This is a genomic window from Streptomyces sp. NPDC045021 (assembly GCF_056432645.1).
Map to the genome: position 1 here is coordinate 267,962 of NZ_JBWKIQ010000009.1, position 19,014 is coordinate 286,975.

The 19,014-nt window shown below is 70.2% G+C and carries 17 protein-coding genes; 1 reads left to right on the forward strand and 16 read right to left on the reverse strand.

Features of this window, described 5'->3' with window-relative positions; genetic code table 11:
• Positions 1-333: 333 nt before the first annotated feature.
• The 16 genes from AC07DC_RS26665 to mraZ form a co-directional block, all read right to left on the reverse strand.
• The gene (locus AC07DC_RS26665; protein WP_478917011.1) at positions 334-1,527 is read right to left on the reverse strand and encodes a DivIVA domain-containing protein; all 1,194 of its coding nucleotides are present in this window, start codon (positions 1,525-1,527) and stop codon (positions 334-336) included.
• 49 nt (positions 1,528-1,576) lie between these two features.
• Positions 1,577-1,861 carry a YggT family protein gene (locus tag AC07DC_RS26670; RefSeq protein ID WP_138356950.1) on the reverse strand — a complete coding sequence of 95 codons (285 nt, stop codon included), beginning with the start codon at positions 1,859-1,861 and terminating at the stop codon, positions 1,577-1,579.
• A 61-nt stretch (positions 1,862-1,922) separates the two neighbouring features.
• The gene (locus AC07DC_RS26675; protein ID WP_478917012.1) at positions 1,923-2,519 is read right to left on the reverse strand and encodes a cell division protein SepF; all 597 of its coding nucleotides are present in this window, start codon (positions 2,517-2,519) and stop codon (positions 1,923-1,925) included.
• Between the two features lie 64 nt (positions 2,520-2,583).
• The gene (locus AC07DC_RS26680) at positions 2,584-3,303 is read right to left on the reverse strand and encodes a YggS family pyridoxal phosphate-dependent enzyme (RefSeq protein WP_478917132.1); all 720 of its coding nucleotides are present in this window, start codon (positions 3,301-3,303) and stop codon (positions 2,584-2,586) included.
• Between the two features lie 225 nt (positions 3,304-3,528).
• Positions 3,529-4,758, reverse strand: coding sequence for a cell division protein FtsZ (ftsZ, locus tag AC07DC_RS26685; protein ID WP_478917013.1), 1,230 nt, complete (start codon positions 4,756-4,758; stop codon positions 3,529-3,531).
• 249 nt (positions 4,759-5,007) lie between these two features.
• A complete protein-coding gene (locus AC07DC_RS26690) occupies positions 5,008-5,790 on the reverse strand; it encodes a cell division protein FtsQ/DivIB (protein ID WP_478917014.1) in 783 nt (260 codons plus the stop codon).
• Between the two features lie 89 nt (positions 5,791-5,879).
• On the reverse strand, positions 5,880-6,974 hold the full coding sequence (gene murG / locus AC07DC_RS26695; protein WP_478917015.1) for an undecaprenyldiphospho-muramoylpentapeptide beta-N-acetylglucosaminyltransferase: 1,095 nt from the start codon (positions 6,972-6,974) through the stop codon (positions 5,880-5,882).
• A 6-nt stretch (positions 6,975-6,980) separates the two neighbouring features.
• Positions 6,981-8,372 carry a putative lipid II flippase FtsW gene (gene ftsW / locus AC07DC_RS26700; RefSeq protein ID WP_478917016.1) on the reverse strand — a complete coding sequence of 464 codons (1,392 nt, stop codon included), beginning with the start codon at positions 8,370-8,372 and terminating at the stop codon, positions 6,981-6,983.
• 66 nt (positions 8,373-8,438) lie between these two features.
• Positions 8,439-9,884: a UDP-N-acetylmuramoyl-L-alanine--D-glutamate ligase gene (gene murD, locus AC07DC_RS26705; protein WP_478917017.1), complete on the reverse strand. Its 1,446-nt coding sequence runs from the start codon at positions 9,882-9,884 to the stop codon at positions 8,439-8,441.
• Positions 9,881-10,945: a phospho-N-acetylmuramoyl-pentapeptide-transferase gene (gene mraY / locus AC07DC_RS26710; protein WP_277437760.1), complete on the reverse strand. Its 1,065-nt coding sequence runs from the start codon at positions 10,943-10,945 to the stop codon at positions 9,881-9,883. The genes murD and mraY overlap by 4 nt, the downstream gene beginning before the upstream one ends.
• Positions 10,942-12,354: a UDP-N-acetylmuramoyl-tripeptide--D-alanyl-D-alanine ligase gene (locus tag AC07DC_RS26715; protein ID WP_478917018.1), complete on the reverse strand. Its 1,413-nt coding sequence runs from the start codon at positions 12,352-12,354 to the stop codon at positions 10,942-10,944. Before AC07DC_RS26715 ends, mraY begins: the two co-directional genes overlap by 4 nt.
• Positions 12,351-13,997 carry a UDP-N-acetylmuramoyl-L-alanyl-D-glutamate--2,6-diaminopimelate ligase gene (locus tag AC07DC_RS26720; protein WP_478917019.1) on the reverse strand — a complete coding sequence of 549 codons (1,647 nt, stop codon included), beginning with the start codon at positions 13,995-13,997 and terminating at the stop codon, positions 12,351-12,353. Before AC07DC_RS26720 ends, AC07DC_RS26715 begins: the two co-directional genes overlap by 4 nt.
• A complete protein-coding gene (locus AC07DC_RS26725; protein WP_478917020.1) occupies positions 13,994-15,991 on the reverse strand; it encodes a peptidoglycan D,D-transpeptidase FtsI family protein in 1,998 nt (665 codons plus the stop codon). The genes AC07DC_RS26720 and AC07DC_RS26725 overlap by 4 nt, the downstream gene beginning before the upstream one ends.
• 50 nt (positions 15,992-16,041) lie before the next feature.
• On the reverse strand, positions 16,042-16,518 hold the full coding sequence (gene ftsL / locus AC07DC_RS26730) for a cell division protein FtsL (protein WP_478917021.1): 477 nt from the start codon (positions 16,516-16,518) through the stop codon (positions 16,042-16,044).
• Positions 16,515-17,444: a 16S rRNA (cytosine(1402)-N(4))-methyltransferase RsmH gene (gene rsmH, locus AC07DC_RS26735; protein ID WP_478917133.1), complete on the reverse strand. Its 930-nt coding sequence runs from the start codon at positions 17,442-17,444 to the stop codon at positions 16,515-16,517. Before rsmH ends, ftsL begins: the two co-directional genes overlap by 4 nt.
• Positions 17,445-17,712: 268 nt before the next feature.
• Complete coding sequence (gene mraZ / locus AC07DC_RS26740) at positions 17,713-18,144, reverse strand: division/cell wall cluster transcriptional repressor MraZ (RefSeq protein ID WP_138356148.1); 432 nt, start codon at positions 18,142-18,144, stop codon at positions 17,713-17,715.
• 296 nt (positions 18,145-18,440) lie between these two features.
• Between mraZ and AC07DC_RS26745 the strand changes: the two genes are divergently transcribed.
• Positions 18,441-18,992 (forward strand): beta-class carbonic anhydrase, encoded by a 552-nt coding sequence (locus AC07DC_RS26745; protein ID WP_478917022.1) that lies wholly within the window; start codon positions 18,441-18,443, stop codon positions 18,990-18,992.
• Positions 18,993-19,014: the final 22 nt, after the last annotated feature.

The window sequence follows — 19,014 nt, forward strand, 5'->3', positions numbered from 1 at the left end:
GGCGGCCTTCGCCGTATGCAGGACCAGCCCAGGCGGACCAGCAAGCTTCGGAGCAGGCTCGAACGCGAGGGGCCGGGACCGCAGGCGTGGGGGTCCGAAATGCTGCCGAGCTATTTGTGGGCCGCTGGGGGCACCCCCGGCCGAAATTTGGGGGAGCGTAAATAGTCGATTTCGGACCCCCACGCCGGAGGGCCCGGCCCCGACCCACCACGCACCACGCACCACGCACCACGCACAAACCAAGCAAAAACGGGCCGGGCCCCAAGGGAGCAAACTCCCCAGGGGCCCGGCCCGATGCTCGCCGCAGGCGCTGACGCGCCGAGCGGCAAGCGACTAGTTGTCGTCCTCGTCGATCAGGAACCCACGCATCGGCGTAGGCGCCTGCTGCAGCGGCTGCGGGCTCTGCGGCCGCACCGGAGCCATCGGCTGCGTCATCGCAGGAGACATCTGCTGCTGGCCGCCGTACGTCGGGTTCGGACCGCTGTGGCCCATGCCCTGGTTCCCGTACGACTGGCCCTGGCCGCTGTTGTGGCCCATCGCGGCGCCGGCCGGAGCCATGCCACCGCCCATGGACCCACCCATCGTCCCGCCGCCCATGGACGGGGCGGGAAGCGACGCGGCGGCCGGAGCACGCGGCGGAGCCAGCGAGTCGTCCGCCTGGGTCTCCAGCTGACGCAGCTGGCTCTCCAGGTAGGACTTCAGACGCGTCCGGTACTCGCGCTCGAAGCCGCGCAGGTCCTCGACCTTGCGCTCCAGCGTGGCGCGGGCGGACTCCAGCGAGCCCATCGCGACGCGGTGCTTTTCCTGGGCGTCCCGCTCCAGGGCGTCAGCCTTGGCACGGGCGTCCCGCTCCAGACCCTCGGCCCGGCTGCGCGCCTCGCCGACGATCTTGTTGGCCTCGGAACGGGCCTCGGCGATCGCCTGGTCGGCGGTCTGCTGCGCCAGCGAGAGCACCCGGGCCGCGCTGTCGCCGCCGGGCGACTGCTGCTGCATGGGGTGGCCCTGCTGCTGCATCGGATGCTGCTGCTGCATGGGGTGCTGCTGCTGCATCGGGTGCTGCTGGCCCATCGAGTTCTGGCCCATGGAGTTCTGGCCCATCGGACCCTGACCCATCGGGCCCTGGCCCATCGGACCCTGACCCATCGGGCCCTGTCCCATCGGACCGGGACCGTGCTGCTGGGCGCTCGGCCCGGCGGGCAGCTGCAGTGCGCCGGACTGCTGCTGGGGCTGCCCCATCTGCTGGGGCGGACCCATCTGCTGCGGCGGCACGGGCTGCGGACCGGATATGGCCGCGGGGACCGGACGGTCCTGGGCTTCCGGCTTGCGCATGCCCTGCTGCTGGTTCTGGGCGGCGGCTCGGGTGGCCGCGGCCAGTTTGGCCCGCAGGTCCTCGTTTTCTCGTAGGAGCCTGGTCAGCTCTCCCTCGACCTCATCGAGGAAGGCGTCGACCTCGTCCTCGTCATAACCTTCTCGGAGGCGGACGGTCGTGAACTGCTTGTTCCGCACGTCCTCGGGGGTCAGCGGCATCTCTTCACCTCAACGTGATCGTCGACATATCGGGAGTCCGCATCGTTCATCACAGACTCCCGACAACGCGGAGCAGGATGAGCACGATGATCATCAATACGAAGAAGGACAGGTCGAGCGCCACGCCCCCGAGACGCAGCGGCGGAATGAACCGCCGCAGAAGCTTGAGTGGCGGATCGGTGACAGTGTAGGTGGCCTCAAGGACCACCACCATCGGCTTCCCAGGTTGCCACGAGCGCGCGAACTGGAAGACGTAATCCATCACCAACCGGAAGATCAGCACGATCAGGAAGCACATCAGCACGATGTAGAGCACCTGTAGTGCGTAGCTCATCGCGCTTCCCTCTCCCCTGCTCGCCTTCGGCCTGGTGGCCGGATTTCTCGGTTTGTGGTGCTCAGCTCTGGTTGAAGAACCCGCCCTCGGCGATGCGGGCCTTGTCCTCCGCCGTGACATCGACGTTAGCAGGCGACAGCAGGAACACCTTCTGCGTCACCCGCTCGATGCTGCCGTGCAGGCCGAAGACCAGGCCGGCGGCGAAGTCGACAAGGCGCTTTGCGTCCGTGTCGTCCATCTCCGTCAGATTCATGATCACCGGTGTGCCCTCGCGGAAGTGTTCCCCGATGGTACGGGCTTCGTTGTACGTGCGGGGGTGAAGTGTGGTGATCCGGTAGGGCTCACGCTCGGACACGACCTTGGGCATGATCACCGCTGCGTTCTTCTCCATGCTGTGACGTTCGGGTGTGATGGACGCCACTGGGGCGATCCGCGGTTCGCGGGGTGCGGGCGCATGGACGAGTCGTGCCGGTTCGTCCTGTTGTGGCTGGTGCTGGGCGAGCTGGTTGTGCTGATTGTGCTGGTTGCGTGGCCTGTGGTTGCGCTCAGGCTCCGGCTCGGGTTCGAACTCGTCATCGGGATCGAATCCCGGGCCGTCGTACCCGTCGTCCTCCACGAGGCCGAGGTAGACCGCCATCTTGCGCATCGCGCCGGCCATGCTCTGCGTCCTCTCAGCGGGGAAAGACCATATTTATTGCTGTGGTCCGACTTGTTTGGTGACGTTACCGGAGCCCGGGACGGAGTCCGAGTACCGCAGTACCGACGCGTACATGTGTCGCTCCCGCCGCCACCGCCTGCTCCAGGTCGGCGCTCATCCCTGCCGAGACCATGGTGGCAGCCGGATGGGCCGCGCGCAGGCCGGATGAGATTTCCACCAACCGATCGAAGGCCTCGCGTGGTCGGCCCTGGTAGGGGCCCTCCAGCGGGGCGACGGTCATCAGCCCGTCGAGCCGGAGCCCCGGCGCCGCGGCGATCGCGTCGGCGAGGCCGCCGACGTCGTCGGGCGCGACTCCGCCCCTGCTGCCCTGGGTCCCTGACTCGGCGTCAAGGGCCACCTGGACCAGGCAGCCCACCTCGCGGCCGGCGGCGACCGCCGCAGTGGACAGCGCGCCGACCAGCCGGAGCCGGTCGACGGAGTGCACGACATCGGCGTAACCGGCCACGGAACGGACTTTATTGGTCTGCAACTGGCCCACGAAGTGCCAGGTCAGCGGCAGATCAGCACACGCGGCCGCCTTCGGGGCGGCGTCCTGGTCACGGTTCTCCGCGACCTGCTGAACGCCGAGTTCCGAGAGAAGACGCACATCGCTCGCGGGGTACGTCTTGGTGACCACGACGAGCGTCACGTCCTTGCGGTCGCGACCCGCCGCGTCGCACGCGGCGGTGATGCGCTCCTCGACCCGGGCCAGATTCGCGGCCAGTTGAGCCTTGCGATCCGTCACTGCCTCGCTCACGTTCCTTCATTCAAACCGATGGTACGAACATGGGATATCTCACCCATAGACGTCCCGAACCGGGCGAGTTGGGCGGATACACAGCGAACGGCGCTCATCGCGCCCCCCTCATAAAGAGGGACGAAATGCGCGCCGTTCACCACAGGGCCGAATACGGCCACTTCACAAACAATGGGACAAGAAGGTCACGTCACCCAGGGAACTGAGGGAAGGTCACTTCAGGAAATCGGGTACGTCCAGTTCCTCGGCCGCGGAGTCCTGGTACGGACGGGCCGGCGGCACGTGCGGCGGGGCGACGGGTGTCGCCGGTACTTCACTGGAGGGGCTGACCGGCTCCGGCTCCTCGGCGCGGACCGGCACGCTGCCGAGACCGCTGTAGGAGGTCGGGCGCGGGGCCTCGGCCTGGCTGCCCACCCGGGTGGGGCCGGTGGCGGGAGTCTCCTCGCGGCCGCCGTACGCGCCGAGCACCTTGTCGCGGCTGCCCTTGGGCGGCGGCTGGCCGCCGTCGAAGCCGGCCGCGATGACGGTGACCCGGACCTCGTCGCCGAGCGCGTCGTCGATGACCGCGCCGAAGATGATGTTGGCCTCGGGGTGCGCGGCCTCGCTCACCAGCTGGGCCGACTCGTTGATCTCGAACAGGCCGAGGTCGGAGCCGCCGGAGATGGAGAGCAGGACGCCGCGAGCGCCGTCGATGGACGCTTCGAGCAGCGGCGAGGAGATGGCCATCTCCGCGGCCGCGACCGCGCGGTCGTCGCCGCGGGCCGAACCGATGCCCATCAGGGCGGAACCCGCTTCGGACATCACGGACTTCACGTCGGCGAAGTCCAGGTTGATGAGACCCGGAGTGGTGATCAGATCGGTGATCCCCTGCACGCCGGAGAGCAGGACCTGGTCCGCGGACCGGAACGCGTCGAGCACGCTGACCTGGCGGTCCGAGATGGACAGCAGCCGGTCGTTGGGGATGACGATGAGAGTGTCGACATTGTCGCGGAGACCGGCGATGCCGTCCTCGGCCTGGTTGGCGCGGCGGCGGCCCTCGAAGGTGAAGGGCCGGGTGACCACACCGATCGTCAGGGCGCCCAGCGAGCGGGCGATGTTGGCGACCACGGGTGCGCCACCGGTTCCGGTGCCGCCGCCCTCACCCGCGGTGACGAAGACCATGTCGGCGCCCTTGAGCACCTCTTCGATCTCTTCGCGGTGGTCCTCGGCGGCCTTGCGGCCGACATCGGGGTTCGCGCCGGCGCCGAGGCCGCGGGTGAGTTCGCGGCCGACGTCGAGCTTGACGTCGGCGTCGCTCATCAGGAGGGCCTGCGCATCGGTGTTGATCGCGATGAACTCGACGCCCTTGAGACCGACCTCGATCATCCGGTTGATGGCATTGACGCCACCGCCGCCGATTCCGACGACCTTGATGACTGCGAGGTAGTTCTGCGGTGCTGCCACGTCGAAGGCCTCTCGCCTCGAGTTACGTATGCCTGTGGGACGGTCGGTACGTTCGCCGGTGCTGCCCCGAACCCTAACGCTGAGGTTTAGGGTTACCAGTATGCCTGTCCCATGCGTTCCTTGGGACAGGACACTAAGTCGACAAGCGGTGTGCGTTCAACGAACACGCCGAACCTCCCGTTTTTCTTTTGACCCTATGTGATCACGGCCCGGTCGGGCGAACCAGGGGGCGAACCGGGATACTCGGCGTCAACTTCCCGATGCCGCCGGGGCGCTGGGAGCGCTTACATCGAATCTGTTCGCGTTTTTCGCGGCCTTCATCAGAGCGATGAGCACCTCCGCCTTCTGCGCACCGTCTTCCGCGCTCCCCCACACCACCGTCCGGCCGCCGGACAGTTCGACCGTGACGCTGTCATAGGACCGCATCCGGATGACGCGGGCATCCTTGCGGACGGAATCGGGGAGGCTCGCGGAGACTTCGACGGCCGCCCGCAGCAGGCTCTTTGTTCCGAAGTGGAGAAGACTCGGAGACTGGTCCGGAGTCAATTCCACGAGAGGCGCACCGGCGGGCACGGTGACGACGGTGGCGAAACGTACGCCTTCCGCGTCCACTTCGATGAACTTTCCGCCGCTCTTGAGAACCGCGGAAGGCGTTCTCTCGGTCACTTTCAGGCCGATGGTGTGCGGCCAGTCCCGTTCGACGGTCACCGCGGCGATCCGCGGCAGGGCGGCCAGCAGCCTGCGTTCGACGGCGCCGGTGTCGATGGAGGCGAGCGGGCCCTGGAGCGGTACGGCCGCGGCGGTGCGTACCTCGTCGGGGTTGAGCACCTTGGTGCCGCTGACCGTGACGCGCTCCGCCCGCAGCCAGGACGAGCCGTAGACCAGCCATGTCCCGGCGGCGGCCAGCACGGTGACGAGGACGAGCAGGATCAGCACGGCGCGGCGCGCGCGCTTGCGGCGGGCGGGCGTGCGACGCGCGGGGGCGGTCGGCTCCGCCTTCTCGCCGCGCTCGGCGGTCGTCGGTCCGGCCATGCGTTCGCCCCTTCCTGCGCCCTGGCCACCCCCGGATCGTGACCGGGGGCGCCCCTGGGCGGGCTTGACTCCAAGCCCGCCGGGGGCTCCTATCCTGCCCGGCGGGCGGCGATCGCCTCGTACACCATGCCGACCAGCAGGTCGTCGGCGTCGGGGCGGCCGAACTCGGCGGCGTGGCGGGACATCTCGTACAGCCGGTGCGGATCGGTGAGCACCGGCAGGACGTTGCCGATGACCCAGTCCGGGGTCACCTCGGCGTCGTCGACCAGCAGTCCGCCACCCGCCTTGACCAGCGGCTGGGCGTTGAGGCGCTGTTCACCGTTGCCGATCGGCAGCGGGACGTAGGCGGCCGGGAGGCCGACCGCGGACAGCTCGGCGACCGTCATCGCGCCGGCCCGGCAGAGCATCATGTCGGCGGCCGCGTAGGCGAGATCCATCCGGTCGATGTACGGAACCGGGCGGTAGGGCGGCATTCCGGGCATATTGTCGGCGACCGGCAGTTCGTTCTTCGGGCCGACGGCGTGCAGGATCTGGACGCCGGACTGCTGCAGTCGCGGGGCAACCGTGGTGATCACCTCGTTCAGCCGGCGGGCGCCCTGGGAGCCACCGGAGACGAGCAGAGTCGGAAGATTCTGGTCGAGTCCGAAATAGGCCCGTGCCTCGGCGCGCATAGCGGCCCGGTCGAGGGTGGCGATCGTGCGGCGCAGCGGGATGCCGATGTAACGGGCGTTGCGCAGCTTGCTGTCCGGGCTGCTGACGGCCACGCCGTGGGCGTAGCGGGAGCCGATCTTGTTGGCGAGACCGGGGCGCGCGTTGGCCTCGTGGACGACGATCGGCACACCGAGGCGCTTGGCGGCGAGATAGCCGGGCAGCGCGACGTAGCCGCCGAAGCCGACGACCACATCGGCCTTGGTGCGTTCCAGGATCTGCTCCGCGGCCTTGATGGTGCCGCGCAGCCGTCCGGGGACGGTGATCAGTTCGGGCGTGGGGCGGCGTGGCAGCGGAACGGCCGGGATCAGCGCCAGTTCATAACCGCGCTCCGGGACGAGCCTGGTTTCCAGGCCCTTCTCCGTGCCGAGCGCTGTGATTCCTACGGTCGGGTCCTGCCTGCGCAGGGCATCGGCGAGCGCGAGCGCAGGCTCGATGTGGCCGGCGGTCCCCCCACCGGCGAGTACGACATGCACCGAAATTCACCGCTTCCCGGACGGCCGTCCTTTGACGAACCGTCTCATCGTCCGTGACATCACCCCGGGTCCGCGCACGGCAAGTGCCGCTCGCGCCCCGGGCTCACTCCTTGCGAAGGAGATGAGCAACCCGATCGCGAACATCGTCGGCAGGAGGGCCGAACCTCCGTAGGAGAACAGCGGAAGCGGGACTCCGGCGATCGGCAGGAGGCCGAGCACCGCACCAATGTTGATCACGGCCTGGGCCGTGATCCAGGTTGTCACGCCACCCGCTGCGAACCTGACGAAGGGGTCCTCCGTACGACCGGCCACGCGGATACCCGCATAGCCTAGGGCCGCGAAGAGGGCGAGAACCGACAGCGTCCCCGCGAGACCCAGTTCCTCCCCGGTGACGGCGAAGATGAAGTCGGTGTGGGGCTCGGGCAGTTCGCCCCATTTTTCCATACTCGCACCCAGTCCGGAACCGAACCAGCCGCCGGAGGCGAGCGCGTAGATCCCGTGCACGGCCTGCCAGCACTGGTCGTTGGTGCCCGGATCGCTCGCCGCGATACAGCCGAGCCGGGACATCCGGTTGGGGCTGGTCTTGATGGCCAGGAAGGCGAGGAAGGCGGCGCCGGAAAGCACTCCCACGAACAACCTGGTAGGTGCACCGGCCAGCCACAGCAGGCCGAAGAGAATGGCCGTGAGGATGATCGTGGTGCCCATGTCGCCACCCAGCATGATCAGGCCGAGCACCATGAATGTCACGGGCACCAGGGGCACCAGCAGATGCTTCCACTGGATGAGCAGGTTCTTGTCGCTCTTGCGGGCCAGCAGGTCGGCGCCCCACAGGACGAGCGCGAGCTTGCCGAATTCGCTCGGCTGCAGCTGGAAAGGCCCGCCGAGGGAGATCCAGTTGGTATTGCCGTTGACCGTTTCCCCTATTCCCGGCACCTGGACCAGGCACATCAGGAAAACGGCGCCGAGCAGCAGCGGATACGCCAGCGCGCGGTGCAGCTTGACGGGCATACGTGCCGCGGAGATCAGCAGCACGGTGCCGATGGCGGCGGCGAGCAACTGCTTGCGGAAGTAGTACGTGGACGGGTAGCCGTACCGCAGCGCCTGGATCATCGACGCGGAGTAGACCATCACCAGCCCGAGAACGGTGATGAGCAGGCTTCCGCCGAGGATCAGGTAATACGCCGTGAGCGGCCGGTCCCAGGCCGCCTGGAGGCGGTCGTGGAGCCTGCGAGGGCCCCCCAGGGGGCCGGACCGCCGGGCCCTGGGCTCCTTGCGTGCCGGAGCGGGTCCGGCGGGCCTGGCGGGGCCCGCCGCGACGCGCTTGGCGGGCAGCACGCGGGCCGCCCCTTCCCGGGAACGGCGTTCGACGCCGCGAGCGGCGGAACGGTCTGCCGTCATGCGTCCCCTCCAGTGGTGCACTGCGCCGGGGTTTACGACACTGGGTGGCGGCGCGGGGACGCCCGGCTAGTTGTCGTGTCCCGCGCTCTGGGGTGCCAGGGCCCGCACGGCCTCGGCGAATGCCTCGCCACGCTTGCCGTAGTTGGTGAACATGTCCATCGAGGCGCAGGCCGGTGCCAGCAGGACCGTGTCACCCGGTCGGGAGAGCTCCCTCGCCGCCTCCACCGCCGCGGCCATCGCCCCAGTGTCGGTCCGGTCCAGGTCGGTGACCGGTACCTCGGGGGCGTGTCGCGCGAGCGCTTCGCGGATCAGCGCGCGGTCGGCGCCGATCAGGACCGCGCCGCGCAGCCGCGGGGCGGACCGGCGGACCAACTCGTCGAACGTGGCGCCCTTGGCGAGGCCGCCGGCGATCCACACGATGGACTCGTAGGCGGCCAGCGAGGCCTCGGCGGCATGGGTGTTGGTGGCCTTGGAGTCGTCCACGTAGGCGACCTCGTCGACGGTCTCCACGAGGGCGATGCGGTGGGCGTCGGGCCGGAAGGCGCGGAGCCCGTCGCGTACCGCGGCCGGTTCGACGCCGAAGGCGCGGGCCAGCGCCGCGGCGGCCAGCGCGTTGGCGATGTTGTGCGGGGCGGGCGGCTGGACGTCGGAGACTTCCGCGAGCTCCTGGGCGTTCTTGTGCCGTCCTTCGACGAAGGCGCGGTCGAGCAGGATGCCGTCCACCACGCCGAACTGGGACGGCCCGGGGCTGCCGAGGGTGAAGCCGATCGCGCGGGCGCCCTCCTCGACATCGGCCTCGCGGACCAGTGCCTCGGTCGCCGGGTCCGCGGCGTTGTAGACGCAGGCGACCCGGTTTCCCTCGTAGATACGGCCCTTGTCGGCGGCGTACGCCGCCATGGATCCGTGCCAGTCCAGGTGGTCGGGCGCGAGGTTGAGGACGACCGCGGAGTGCGCTCTGACGCTGGGCGCCCAGTGCAGCTGGTAGCTGGAGAGCTCGACGGCCAGGACGTCGTACTTCTCCTCGCCGAGCACGGCGTCCAGGACCGAGACGCCGATGTTGCCGACCGCGGCGGTCCGCAGGCCGGCGGCCTTCAGGATGGAGGCGAGCATCTGGACGGTGGTGGTCTTGCCGTTGGTGCCGGTGACCGCGAGCCAGGGCGCCGCATTCTCGTCGCGCAGGCGCCAGGCCAGCTCCACATCGCCCCACACCTCGACACCGGCCGCCGCGGCGGCCGCGAAGAGCGGGCTCGTGGGCTTCCAGCCCGGCGTGGTGACGACGAGCCCGGTGCCCTCGGGGAGCGTGTCGCCGTCGCCGAGGCGCACGGTGACGCCCAGCTTCCGCAGCAGCTCGGCCTCGCCCTGCTCGCGCGCGCCGTCACCGCTGTTCACGACGGTGACGACGGCGCCCAGGGCGTGCAGTACCCGTGCGGCCGGGACGCCGGAGACGCCCAGACCCGCGACGGTGACGTGGACTCCCGCCAGTTCGGTTGCGACCGGGTGCGGCGCTGTCACGAGGCGGCCACCCAGCCGGCGTAGAACAGCCCGAGGCCGATGGCCATGCACATGCCCTGGATGATCCAGAAGCGGACCACGACCAGGACTTCGCTCCAGCCCTTGAGTTCGAAGTGGTGCTGGAGTGGCGCCATGCGGAAGACCCGCTTGCCGGTGAGCCGGAAGGAGCCGACCTGGATGACCACGGAGAGCGTGATGAGGACGAAGAGGCCGCCGAGGATCGCGAGCAGCATCTCGGTGCGCGAGCAGATCGCCAGACCGGCGAGCGCGCCGCCGAGGGCCAGCGAGCCGGTGTCCCCCATGAAGATCTTGGCCGGTGAGGTGTTCCACCACAGGAAGCCGAAGCAGGCGCCCATCAGGGCCGCGGCGACGACCGCCAGGTCGAGTGGGTCTCTGACCTCGTAACAGGCGCCGTTGGCGCTGAGCGGGGCTCCGCACCACTGGCCGTACTGCCAGACTCCGATGACGGTGTAGGCGGCGAAGACCATCACGGACGCGCCGGTGGCCAGGCCGTCGAGGCCGTCGGTGAGGTTCACGCCGTTGGACATCGCCAGGATCATGAACAGCGCCCAGATGACGAAGATCACCGGGCCGATGGTCCAGCCGAAGTCCTGGGTGAAGGACAGCTTGGTGGAGGCCGGGGTCTGACCGCGCGAGTCCGAGAAGTTCAGCGCCAGGACGGCGAACGCGATACCGACGATGAGCTGGCCGCCCAGCTTCGCCTTGGCCCGCAGGCCCAGACTCCGCTGCTTGACGATCTTGATGTAGTCGTCCAGGAAGCCGACCAGTCCGAGACCGGCGGTCAGGAACAGCACCAGCAGACCGGACATGCTCGGCCGCTCGCTGGTGATGACCTTGGTCGCGGCATAGGCGACCAGGGTCGCCAGGATGAACGAGATGCCGCCCATCGTCGGAGTGCCGCGCTTGCTGTGGTGCGCCTTCGGACCGTCGTCACGGATCATCTGCCCGTAGCCCTTGCGGGCCAGCAGACGGATCAGCAACGGGGTGCCGATCAGGGACAGGAAGAGACCGAGCACACCGGATACGAGAATCTGCTTCATCGCGCGGCGACCTCACCTTCGGTGCCGTCGAGCAGCGCCAGTGCCACGCGCTCCAGACCGACCGACCTAGATGCCTTCACCAGCACGACGTCCCCCGGGCGCAATGCGCTGCGCAGCAGGTCGATCGCCGTCTCCGCGTCGGACACGTGCACCGACTCCTCACCCCACGAACCCTCGTTCTTGGCGCCCATATCCAACCAGGCGGCTTCCAGGCCGCCCACGGCCACGAGCTTGCTGACGTTGAGCCGGACGACCAGTCGCCCGACCGCGTCGTGCTCGGTGAGGGACTCCCCACCGAGTTCGGCCATCTCGCCGAGCACCGCCCACGTACGACGCCCGCGCCCCATGGCGGCGAGCGCGCGCAGAGCGGCTCTCATGGAGTCGGGGTTCGCGTTGTAGGCGTCGTTGACGACCGTCACGCCGTCGGGCCGCTCGGTGACCTCCATACGCCAGTGCGAAAGGGTTCCCGCGGCGGAGAGCGCGGTGGCGATCTCCTCGACGGGCATGCCCAGTTCGCGGGCGACGGCGGCCGCGGCGAGCGCGTTCGACACGTGGTGCTCACCGTACAGGCGCAAGGTCACTTCGGCGCACCCGGTGGGTGTGCGGAGTGTGAAGAGCGCCTGACCTCGGTCGTTGAGCCGGACATTCTCCCCGCGGACCTCGGCGTCCGCCGCTTCGCCGAAGAGCACGACGCGGGCCGCGGTGCGCGAGGCCATCGCGCGCACCAGTGGATCGTCGGCGTTGAGGACTGCCACGCCGCCCTGTTCGGCGGCGGGCAGCGACTCGACGAGTTCGCCCTTCGCGAGGGCGGTGCGGTCGCGGCCGCCGAACTCACCGATGTGCGCGGCGCCGACGTTCAGAACGGCACCGATCTGCGGCGGGGTCAGCTCCGTCAGATACCGGATGTGGCCGATGCCGCGGGCGCCCATCTCCAGCACGAGGTGCCGGGTGGACTCGTCGGCGCGCAGCGCGGTGAGCGGCAGCCCGATCTCGTTGTTCAACGAGCCGGGTGTCCACACCGTGGGCGCGTGCCGTTCCAGCAACTGGGCCATCAGGTCCTTGGTGCTGGTCTTGCCGGCCGAACCGGTGAGGGCGACGGTGGTCACGCCGAGCCGTGCGGTGACGGTCCGGGCGAGGGCGCCGAGCGCGGCCACCACATCGTCGACGACGATCGCGGGCACGCCGACGGGGCGGGAGGCGAGTACCGCCACCGCTCCGTCCTTCACGGCGCCCGCCGCGTAGTCGTGGCCGTCCACGCGCTCGCCCACGAACGCGGCGAACAGCGCGCCGGGGACCACCTCGCGGGAGTCGATGACCACGGGGCCCGTCACGCGCGTCCCTGGTTCCGGTATGTCGTGCATGCTCCCGCCGACCGCGTCAGCGACCTCGGCGAGGGTGAGTGGGATCACAGCTGTTCCTGGTCCTTCTCGATGGCGGCGCGCAGTACTTCCCGGTCGTCGAAGGGGCGTACCACTCCGGCGATGTCCTGGCCCTGTTCATGGCCCTTGCCGGCGACCAGCACGATGTCGCCGGGCTCGGCACGGGCTACCGCGATGGCGATGGCGGCGGCCCGGTCGGGCTCGACGATGACGTGCCCGCGTTCGTGGGCGGGTACTTCGGCTGCTCCGTTCAGCATCGCGGCGAGGATCGCGAGGGGGTCCTCGGAGCGCGGGTTGTCGGACGTCAGTACGGCGGTGTCCGCGAGCCTCGCGCAGGCGGCGCCCATCGGGCCGCGCTTGTGCTGGTCGCGGTCTCCGCCGCAGCCGAGTACGGCGTGGATGCGGCCCTCGGTGGTCTTGCGCAGGGCGCGCAGCACGGACTCGACGGCGTCGGTCTTGTGGGCGTAGTCCACGACCGCGAGATACGGCTGGCCCGCGTCGACGCCCTCCAGCCGGCCGGGCACACCGGGGACGGCGGCGACGCCGTCCGCGGCGATCTGCGGGTCGATTCCGGCGATGACCAGCGCGGTGATCGCGGCGAGGGTGTTGGCGACGTTGAACGGGCCGGGCAGCGGGGCGGCGGCCCGCGCCGTCTCGCCCTTGGGCCCGGTGACGGTGAAGGTGCTGCCCAGCGGGCCGGTCTCGACGTCGGTGGCGCGCCAGTCGGCGTCCAGGTCCCCCTCGGCGGAGAACGTGGTGATGGGGACCTGGGCCTCGGCGACGAGCCGCCGGCCGTAGGCGTCGTCCAGGTTGACCACCCCGACCCGGCTGCGCTGCGGTGTGAACAGCCGCGCCTTCGCCTGGAAGTAGTCCTCCATGTCCGAGTGGAATTCCATGTGCTCGGGACTGAGGTTGTTGAAGACCGCCACGTCGAAGACGGCCCCGTCCACCCGGCCGAGGACCAGTGCGTGGCTGGAGACCTCCATGACGACCGACCGGACGCCGCGCTCGCGCATGACGGCGAAGAGCGCCTGGAGGTCGGTGGCCTCGGGGGTGGTGCGCTCGCTCTTGATCCGCTCGTCGCCGATCCGCGACTCGACGGTGCCGATCAGACCAGTGGCCTTTCCGTGGACCGCCCGCAGGCCGCCCTCCACCAGATACGCGGTGGTGGTCTTGCCGGACGTTCCGGTGATGCCGATCTGCAGCAGATCCTGGCCGGGTTCGTCGTAGATCCCGGCGGCCAGCGCGCCCATCCGGGAGCGCGGGTCGTCCACGGTCAGTACCGGCAGACCGGTGGCCGCCGCGCGCTCCGTGCCCGCCGGGTCGGTGAGGATCGCGACGGCGCCCAGGTCCGCGGCCTGGGCCGCGAAGTCGGCGCCGTGGAAGCGGGCGCCCGGCAGCGCCGCGTAGACGTCGCCGGGGCGGACCGCACGCGAGTCATGGGTGATGCCAGTGGCGGGGGCGCCGTCCGTCGGCAGCGCCGCGCCCAGCCACGCGGCCAGCTCCGCCAGTGCTTTGGGTCGGACTGCGGACGGGCGGGGAGCACCCGGCTGCTTTACGGGGGACTGATCAGCTTTTGGCACGGCGGTGAGGTTACCGGGCCGGGCCCGCTCGGGGCCAAAAGACCCCCGGTCCCGGCCGGGGCGGTCGCCGTCGGATGTGATCGTTGTCACCTCTTCGATGGGTCGAACTCGACGGGCAGGTGCGGTGCCTCCACGCCGGAGGGCGCGGCCTGCAGGGATTTGAGGGCGAATTCCATGACCTGCTTGAAGACCGGCCCGCAGATCTGCCCGCCGAAGTAACTGCCGCTGGTCGGGTTCTGGATCACGCAGGAGACCGTGACCCGCGGGTTGTCCGCGGGTGCGAAGCCCAGGAACGAGGCGGTGTAGCCCTTGTACCGGCCGGTGACCGGGTCCACCCGGTTGGCCGTGCCGGTCTTGCCCGCGACCCGGTATCCGGCGATGCGGGCCTTGCTGCCGGTGCCCTGTTCGTCACCGACCACCGACTCCAGCATGGTGGCCAGCGTCTTGGCGGTCTTTTCGCTGACCACCCGGGATGTCTTGGGTGCCTCCGCCGGTACGAAGCGGCCGTCGGGGCCGGTGATGCCGCGGATCAGGCTGGGCTCCACGCGGACGCCGCCGTTGGCGACCGTCGAGTAGACCGAGGTGGCCTGCAGGGCGTTGAGCGACAGGCCCTGGCCGAACGGGATCGTGTACTGCTGGGAGGCGTTCCAGTTCTGCGGCTTGGCCAGGATGCCGCGGGTCTCGCCGGGGAAGCCGAGGCCGGTGGGATCGCCGATGCCGAACTTCTTCAGATACGAGTAGAGCACCTGGTTGGCCTGCGCCTGGGTCTGCCCGAGCTGGCCGGTGGCCAGGATCGTGCCGATGTTGCTGGACTTGGCGAGCACCCCGTTGAGGGTCAGCGACCAGGTGCCGTGGTCCACGTCGTCGTGGAAGATCCGGTCCGCGCGCGGCAGGGTGCCGGGAACGGTGACGTGGGTCTGCGGGGTCGCGACGCCCTGGTCCAGGACCGCGGCCATCGACATCAGCTTGCTGACACTGCCGGGCTCGTAGGCGTCCTGGACGGCCGCGTTGCCCAGGGCGTTCGCGTTGGCGTGGGTGAGGTCGTTGGGGTCGTAGCCGGGGGCGTTGGCCATCGCGAGGATCTCGCCGGTGCGGGTGTCCTGGACGATGACGTAGCCGCGGTCCGCCTTGGACTTCTGGACCTGGGCGGTGATGGCGCTCTGCGCCGCCCACTGGATGTCGCGGTCGATGGTCAGCTGCACGTCGGAGCCGGGCACGGCGGGGTGCTCCTGGACGCCGGCGGTCGGGACCTGGCGGCCGCTGGACTGGGCGTAGCGGATCCTGCCGGCCTCGCCGGCGAGCTCCTGGTTGAGCATCGCCTCGAGTCCGCCGCCGCCGACGCCCTCGCCGTTGACGAAGCCGATGACGCCGGCCGCGAGGTCGCCGCCCGGGTAGACCCGCTTGGTGTGCGGGTCGCTGAAGATGCCGGCCAGTACATTGCCGCCGCCCTTGTTCTTGGCGGCCTTGTCGTTCAGCGCCCGCTTGAGGTCCTTGATCTGGTTCCAGACCTGCGGGGACTGCTGCTTGGCGATGACCTGGTAGCGGGAGTTCGGTGTGGCGAGCTTCTTGGCGATGGTCCTGGCGTCGCCGCCGACGATCGGCGCGAGGAGCTCGGCCGCCTGCGCGGGCGCGTCCGCGGTCTTCGTCTGGGCGGAGGTGAACAGGAACGGGTCCGCGGTGATGTCGTACGCGTCGACGGTCGTCGCCAGGTCGGTGCCCGACCGGTCGGTGACGGTCCCCCGGTCGGCGGCGACGGTGTGCGAGACCCAGCGGTTGACGGCGGCCTTGGCCGCGTACGCGGGCGCGTCGACGGCCTGCACCTGCAGCAGCCGGACGACGAACGCGAGCATCACCAGCGTCAGCGCGACGCTGACGAGCCGCAGCCGGGGCCTGGGGCGGCCCAGCCGCAGCGGGGCCGAGGGACGCGGCCGGCGGGCGGCGGGGCGCCGGACCTCGGCGGCGGCGGGACGCCCCGGCCGTCTGGTGCCCTGCGCCCGCTGCGAGCCCTGGCCGGCCGCTGCGGCCTTCCGCGGCCCTGCGGGGCCCGGCAGCCGCCCGCGCTGCGGGCGCCTCGGCTCACTCATGCGCGCCGTCCCCCGGAGCGGCGCACAGGATGCGGGGACTGGTCACGAGGTCACCTGCCGGTGGTCTGGGAGGTCTGGGAGCCGCGGGGGGTCTGCGGGGACGCGCCGCCGGACGGCTTCGTGGTGGGGGTGCTGCCGGCGGTGGGTGCACCGGTCTGCGGCGGGCTGGGCGGTGTGCTGGGCGGCGCCTGGGTGCGGGCGGGCGGCGCGGCCTCGGCCTCGGTGGGGTCGCCGCGTACGATGCCGTCCGGATTCAGGAAGGCGGGATTGCCGCCGGGCACCATGCCCAGCTCGCGGGCGCGGCGGTCGAGCGCGTCGGGCGCCTTGTACCGGTCCACGTCCTGCTGGAGCGCCTGCTCCTCGTCGGTGTAGGTGTCGGTGTCCTTCTGCAGCCGGTTCAGCTCGAAGGAGTCCTGGTTGACGGCGCCGTTCAGCAGCAGCAGCGAGATGAGGCCGCCGGCCAGCAGCGCCACCACCAGCAGGACGAAGGGCGCGCGGGCCGCCGTGGCCGACCGGGCCGCCCTCACAGCGCCTCCTCGCGGATCCGTTCCGCGGCGCGCAGCCGGGCCGGGGCGGCGCGCCGGTTCTCCGCGATCTCCTGCTCGGTCGGCAGCTCCGCGCCGCGGGTGAGCAGCTTCAGCCGGGGCTGGTACTGCTCGGGCACCACGGGCAGGCCGGGCGGGGCGGTGTTGGCCGCGCCGGCCGCGAACGCCTGCTTGACGATGCGGTCCTCCAGCGACTGGTACGACAGCACGGCGATCCGGCCGCCGACGGCGAGGGCGCCGAGCGCGGCGGGGATCGCGGCCTCCACGGCGGCGAGCTCGGCGTTGACCTCGATGCGCAGCGCCTGGAAGGTGCGCTTGGCGGGGTTGCCGCCGGTGCGCTTGGCCGCCTGCGGCAGCACCTCGCGGATGAGCTCGACCAGCCGCGCGCTGTTGGTGAACGGTTCCTTCACCCGCTGCTTGACGACCGCGTCGACGATCTTGCGGGCGAACTTCTCCTCGCCGTAGTTGCGCAGGATCCGCACCAGGTCGCCCGGCGGGTAGGTGTTGAGCACCTCGGCGGCGCTGATGCCCGTCGTCTGGTCCATCCGCATGTCGAGCGGGGCGTCCTGCGCGTAGGCGAAGCCGCGCTCCGCCTCGTCCAGCTGCATGGACGACACGCCGAGGTCGAACAGCACGCCCTGGACCTTGGGGATGCCGAGCCGGGCGACGACGTCCGACAGCTCGTCGTAGACCGCGTGCACCAGCGTGACCCGGTCGCCGAACGGCGCCAGACGCTCGGCGGAGAGCTTGAGCGCGGCGGGGTCGCGGTCGATGGCGACCAGCCGGACCGCCGGGAACGTGGTCAGCAGCGCCTCGCTGTGGCCGCCGAGTCCCAGCGTCGCGTCCACGACCACGGCGCCCGGCTCGGCCAGCGCGGGGGCGAGCAGGTCCAGGCAGCGGCGCAGCATCACGGGGACGTGCTTCGCGGGGGTGGACTCGGTGGTGGCGGGGTCCGCGGGGGCGCCATGGGGCTCGGACTGCGGGGTGGGGACGGCGCTCATGGGGCCCTTCTCGGTTCTTCGACTTCTTCGACTGCTTCGACATATGGCCTGGTCCCCGCCCGCTCGGGAGGGAAGTGGTCCTCTGGCGCCGGGGAAGTAGTGCCAGTGGAGCCGGAGAGCGGGAGGAGGCCGAGCCATACGTACACCGTGGTGACGCTGCGAGTAGGGGCCGGGGTCACAGTAATCCGGTCGGAACCTCCTCCGACAGGGCCGAAAAGGTGTCTTCCTGCGCCGCCAGGTAGCGGTCCCAGGCCTGGGCGGACCACACCTCGACCCGGGTGTTGGCGCCGATGACCGCACAGTCGCGGTCCAGGCCGGCGTACTCCCGCAGCGGCTGCGGGACGGTGATCCGGCCCTGCTTGTCGGGCACCTCGTCGGTGGCTCCGGCGAACAGCACCCGCATGTAGTCCCTTGCGGGCTTGGACGTCAGGGGCGCCCGGCGCAGTTCCTCGGTGACGGCCTGGAATCCGCGCAGCGGCCAGACGTACAGGCAGCGCTCCTGCCCCTTGGTGATCACCAGGCCCTGCGCGAGCTGCTCCCTGAACTTCGCGGGCAGGACGAGGCGGCTCTTGTCGTCGAGGCGCGGCGCGTACGTTCCGAGGAACATCCACACCTCCCGCAGCCGGGCCCGCCGGGACCCTGTCAGAAACCGGACGGGATCCCCGTCGGGAAACAGGGACCCCTGTCACGTGGGCCCCTGCCCCCTACCTGCGGCGGAAACCCCATTTCGCGCCACTTTACTCCACTAAGCCCCACGGTCAACGCAACCAACAGTCCGCGCGCCTCACTCCCAGGAGTGAGGGATGTGAGGCCTGTGGGTTACCTCACACAGCGGTAAATTGACCGGCTTTTTCCTGCCTCTACAGCAGGTGGGACCGGCCCGCGCCCTCTAACGTCAGTCACATGTCGATATCCGCAGCGCAGCCATCCGGACCCGGCTCCCCGTCCGACTCCGAACCCGACTCCGTCATCGACCGGCTCGTCGAGGCCAATGCGCGCTACGCCGTCGCGTTCCACGACCCCGGCATGGATGCCCGGCCGGTCCTGGGCGTCGCCGTCGTCGCGTGCATGGACGCCCGCATCGACCTGCACGCCGCACTCGGCCTCGATCTCGGCGACTGCCACACCATCCGCAACGCGGGCGGTGTCGTCACCGACGACACCATCCGCTCGCTGACCATCAGCCAGCGGGCTCTGGGCACCCGCTCAATCGTTCTCATCCACCACACCAACTGCGGTCTGGAGAGCATCACCGAGGACTTCAGGACCGAGCTGGAGCACGAGGTCGGCCAGCGGCCGACCTGGTCCGTCGAGGCGTTCACCGACATCGACCAGGACGTACGCCAGTCGATGGCGCGGGTGCGTACGTCCCCGTTCCTGGCCTACACGGACGATGTACGCGGGTTTGTCTTCGACGTCCACACCGGTCTGATGCGGGAAATCACGGTCAAGTAACAGCAGGCGAGTGACGCGGGGC

Coding starts and splice junctions, on each gene's coding strand:
- rsmH (WP_478917133.1), bottom strand. CDS start 17,444: ATGCTGCGCCGCTGCCTGGACCTGCTCGCCCCCGCGCTGGCCGAGCCG.
- AC07DC_RS26745 (WP_478917022.1), top strand. CDS start 18,441: ATGTCGATATCCGCAGCGCAGCCATCCGGACCCGGCTCCCCGTCCGAC.
- AC07DC_RS26675 (WP_478917012.1), bottom strand. CDS start 2,519: ATGGCCGGCGCGATGCGCAAGATGGCGGTCTACCTCGGCCTCGTGGAG.
- AC07DC_RS26665 (WP_478917011.1), bottom strand. CDS start 1,527: ATGCCGCTGACCCCCGAGGACGTGCGGAACAAGCAGTTCACGACCGTC.
- mraY (WP_277437760.1), bottom strand. CDS start 10,945: ATGAAGCAGATTCTCGTATCCGGTGTGCTCGGTCTCTTCCTGTCCCTG.
- AC07DC_RS26725 (WP_478917020.1), bottom strand. CDS start 15,991: ATGAGTGAGCCGAGGCGCCCGCAGCGCGGGCGGCTGCCGGGCCCCGCA.
- ftsW (WP_478917016.1), bottom strand. CDS start 8,372: ATGACGGCAGACCGTTCCGCCGCTCGCGGCGTCGAACGCCGTTCCCGG.
- mraZ (WP_138356148.1), bottom strand. CDS start 18,144: ATGTTCCTCGGAACGTACGCGCCGCGCCTCGACGACAAGAGCCGCCTC.
- AC07DC_RS26670 (WP_138356950.1), bottom strand. CDS start 1,861: ATGAGCTACGCACTACAGGTGCTCTACATCGTGCTGATGTGCTTCCTG.
- AC07DC_RS26690 (WP_478917014.1), bottom strand. CDS start 5,790: ATGGCCGGACCGACGACCGCCGAGCGCGGCGAGAAGGCGGAGCCGACC.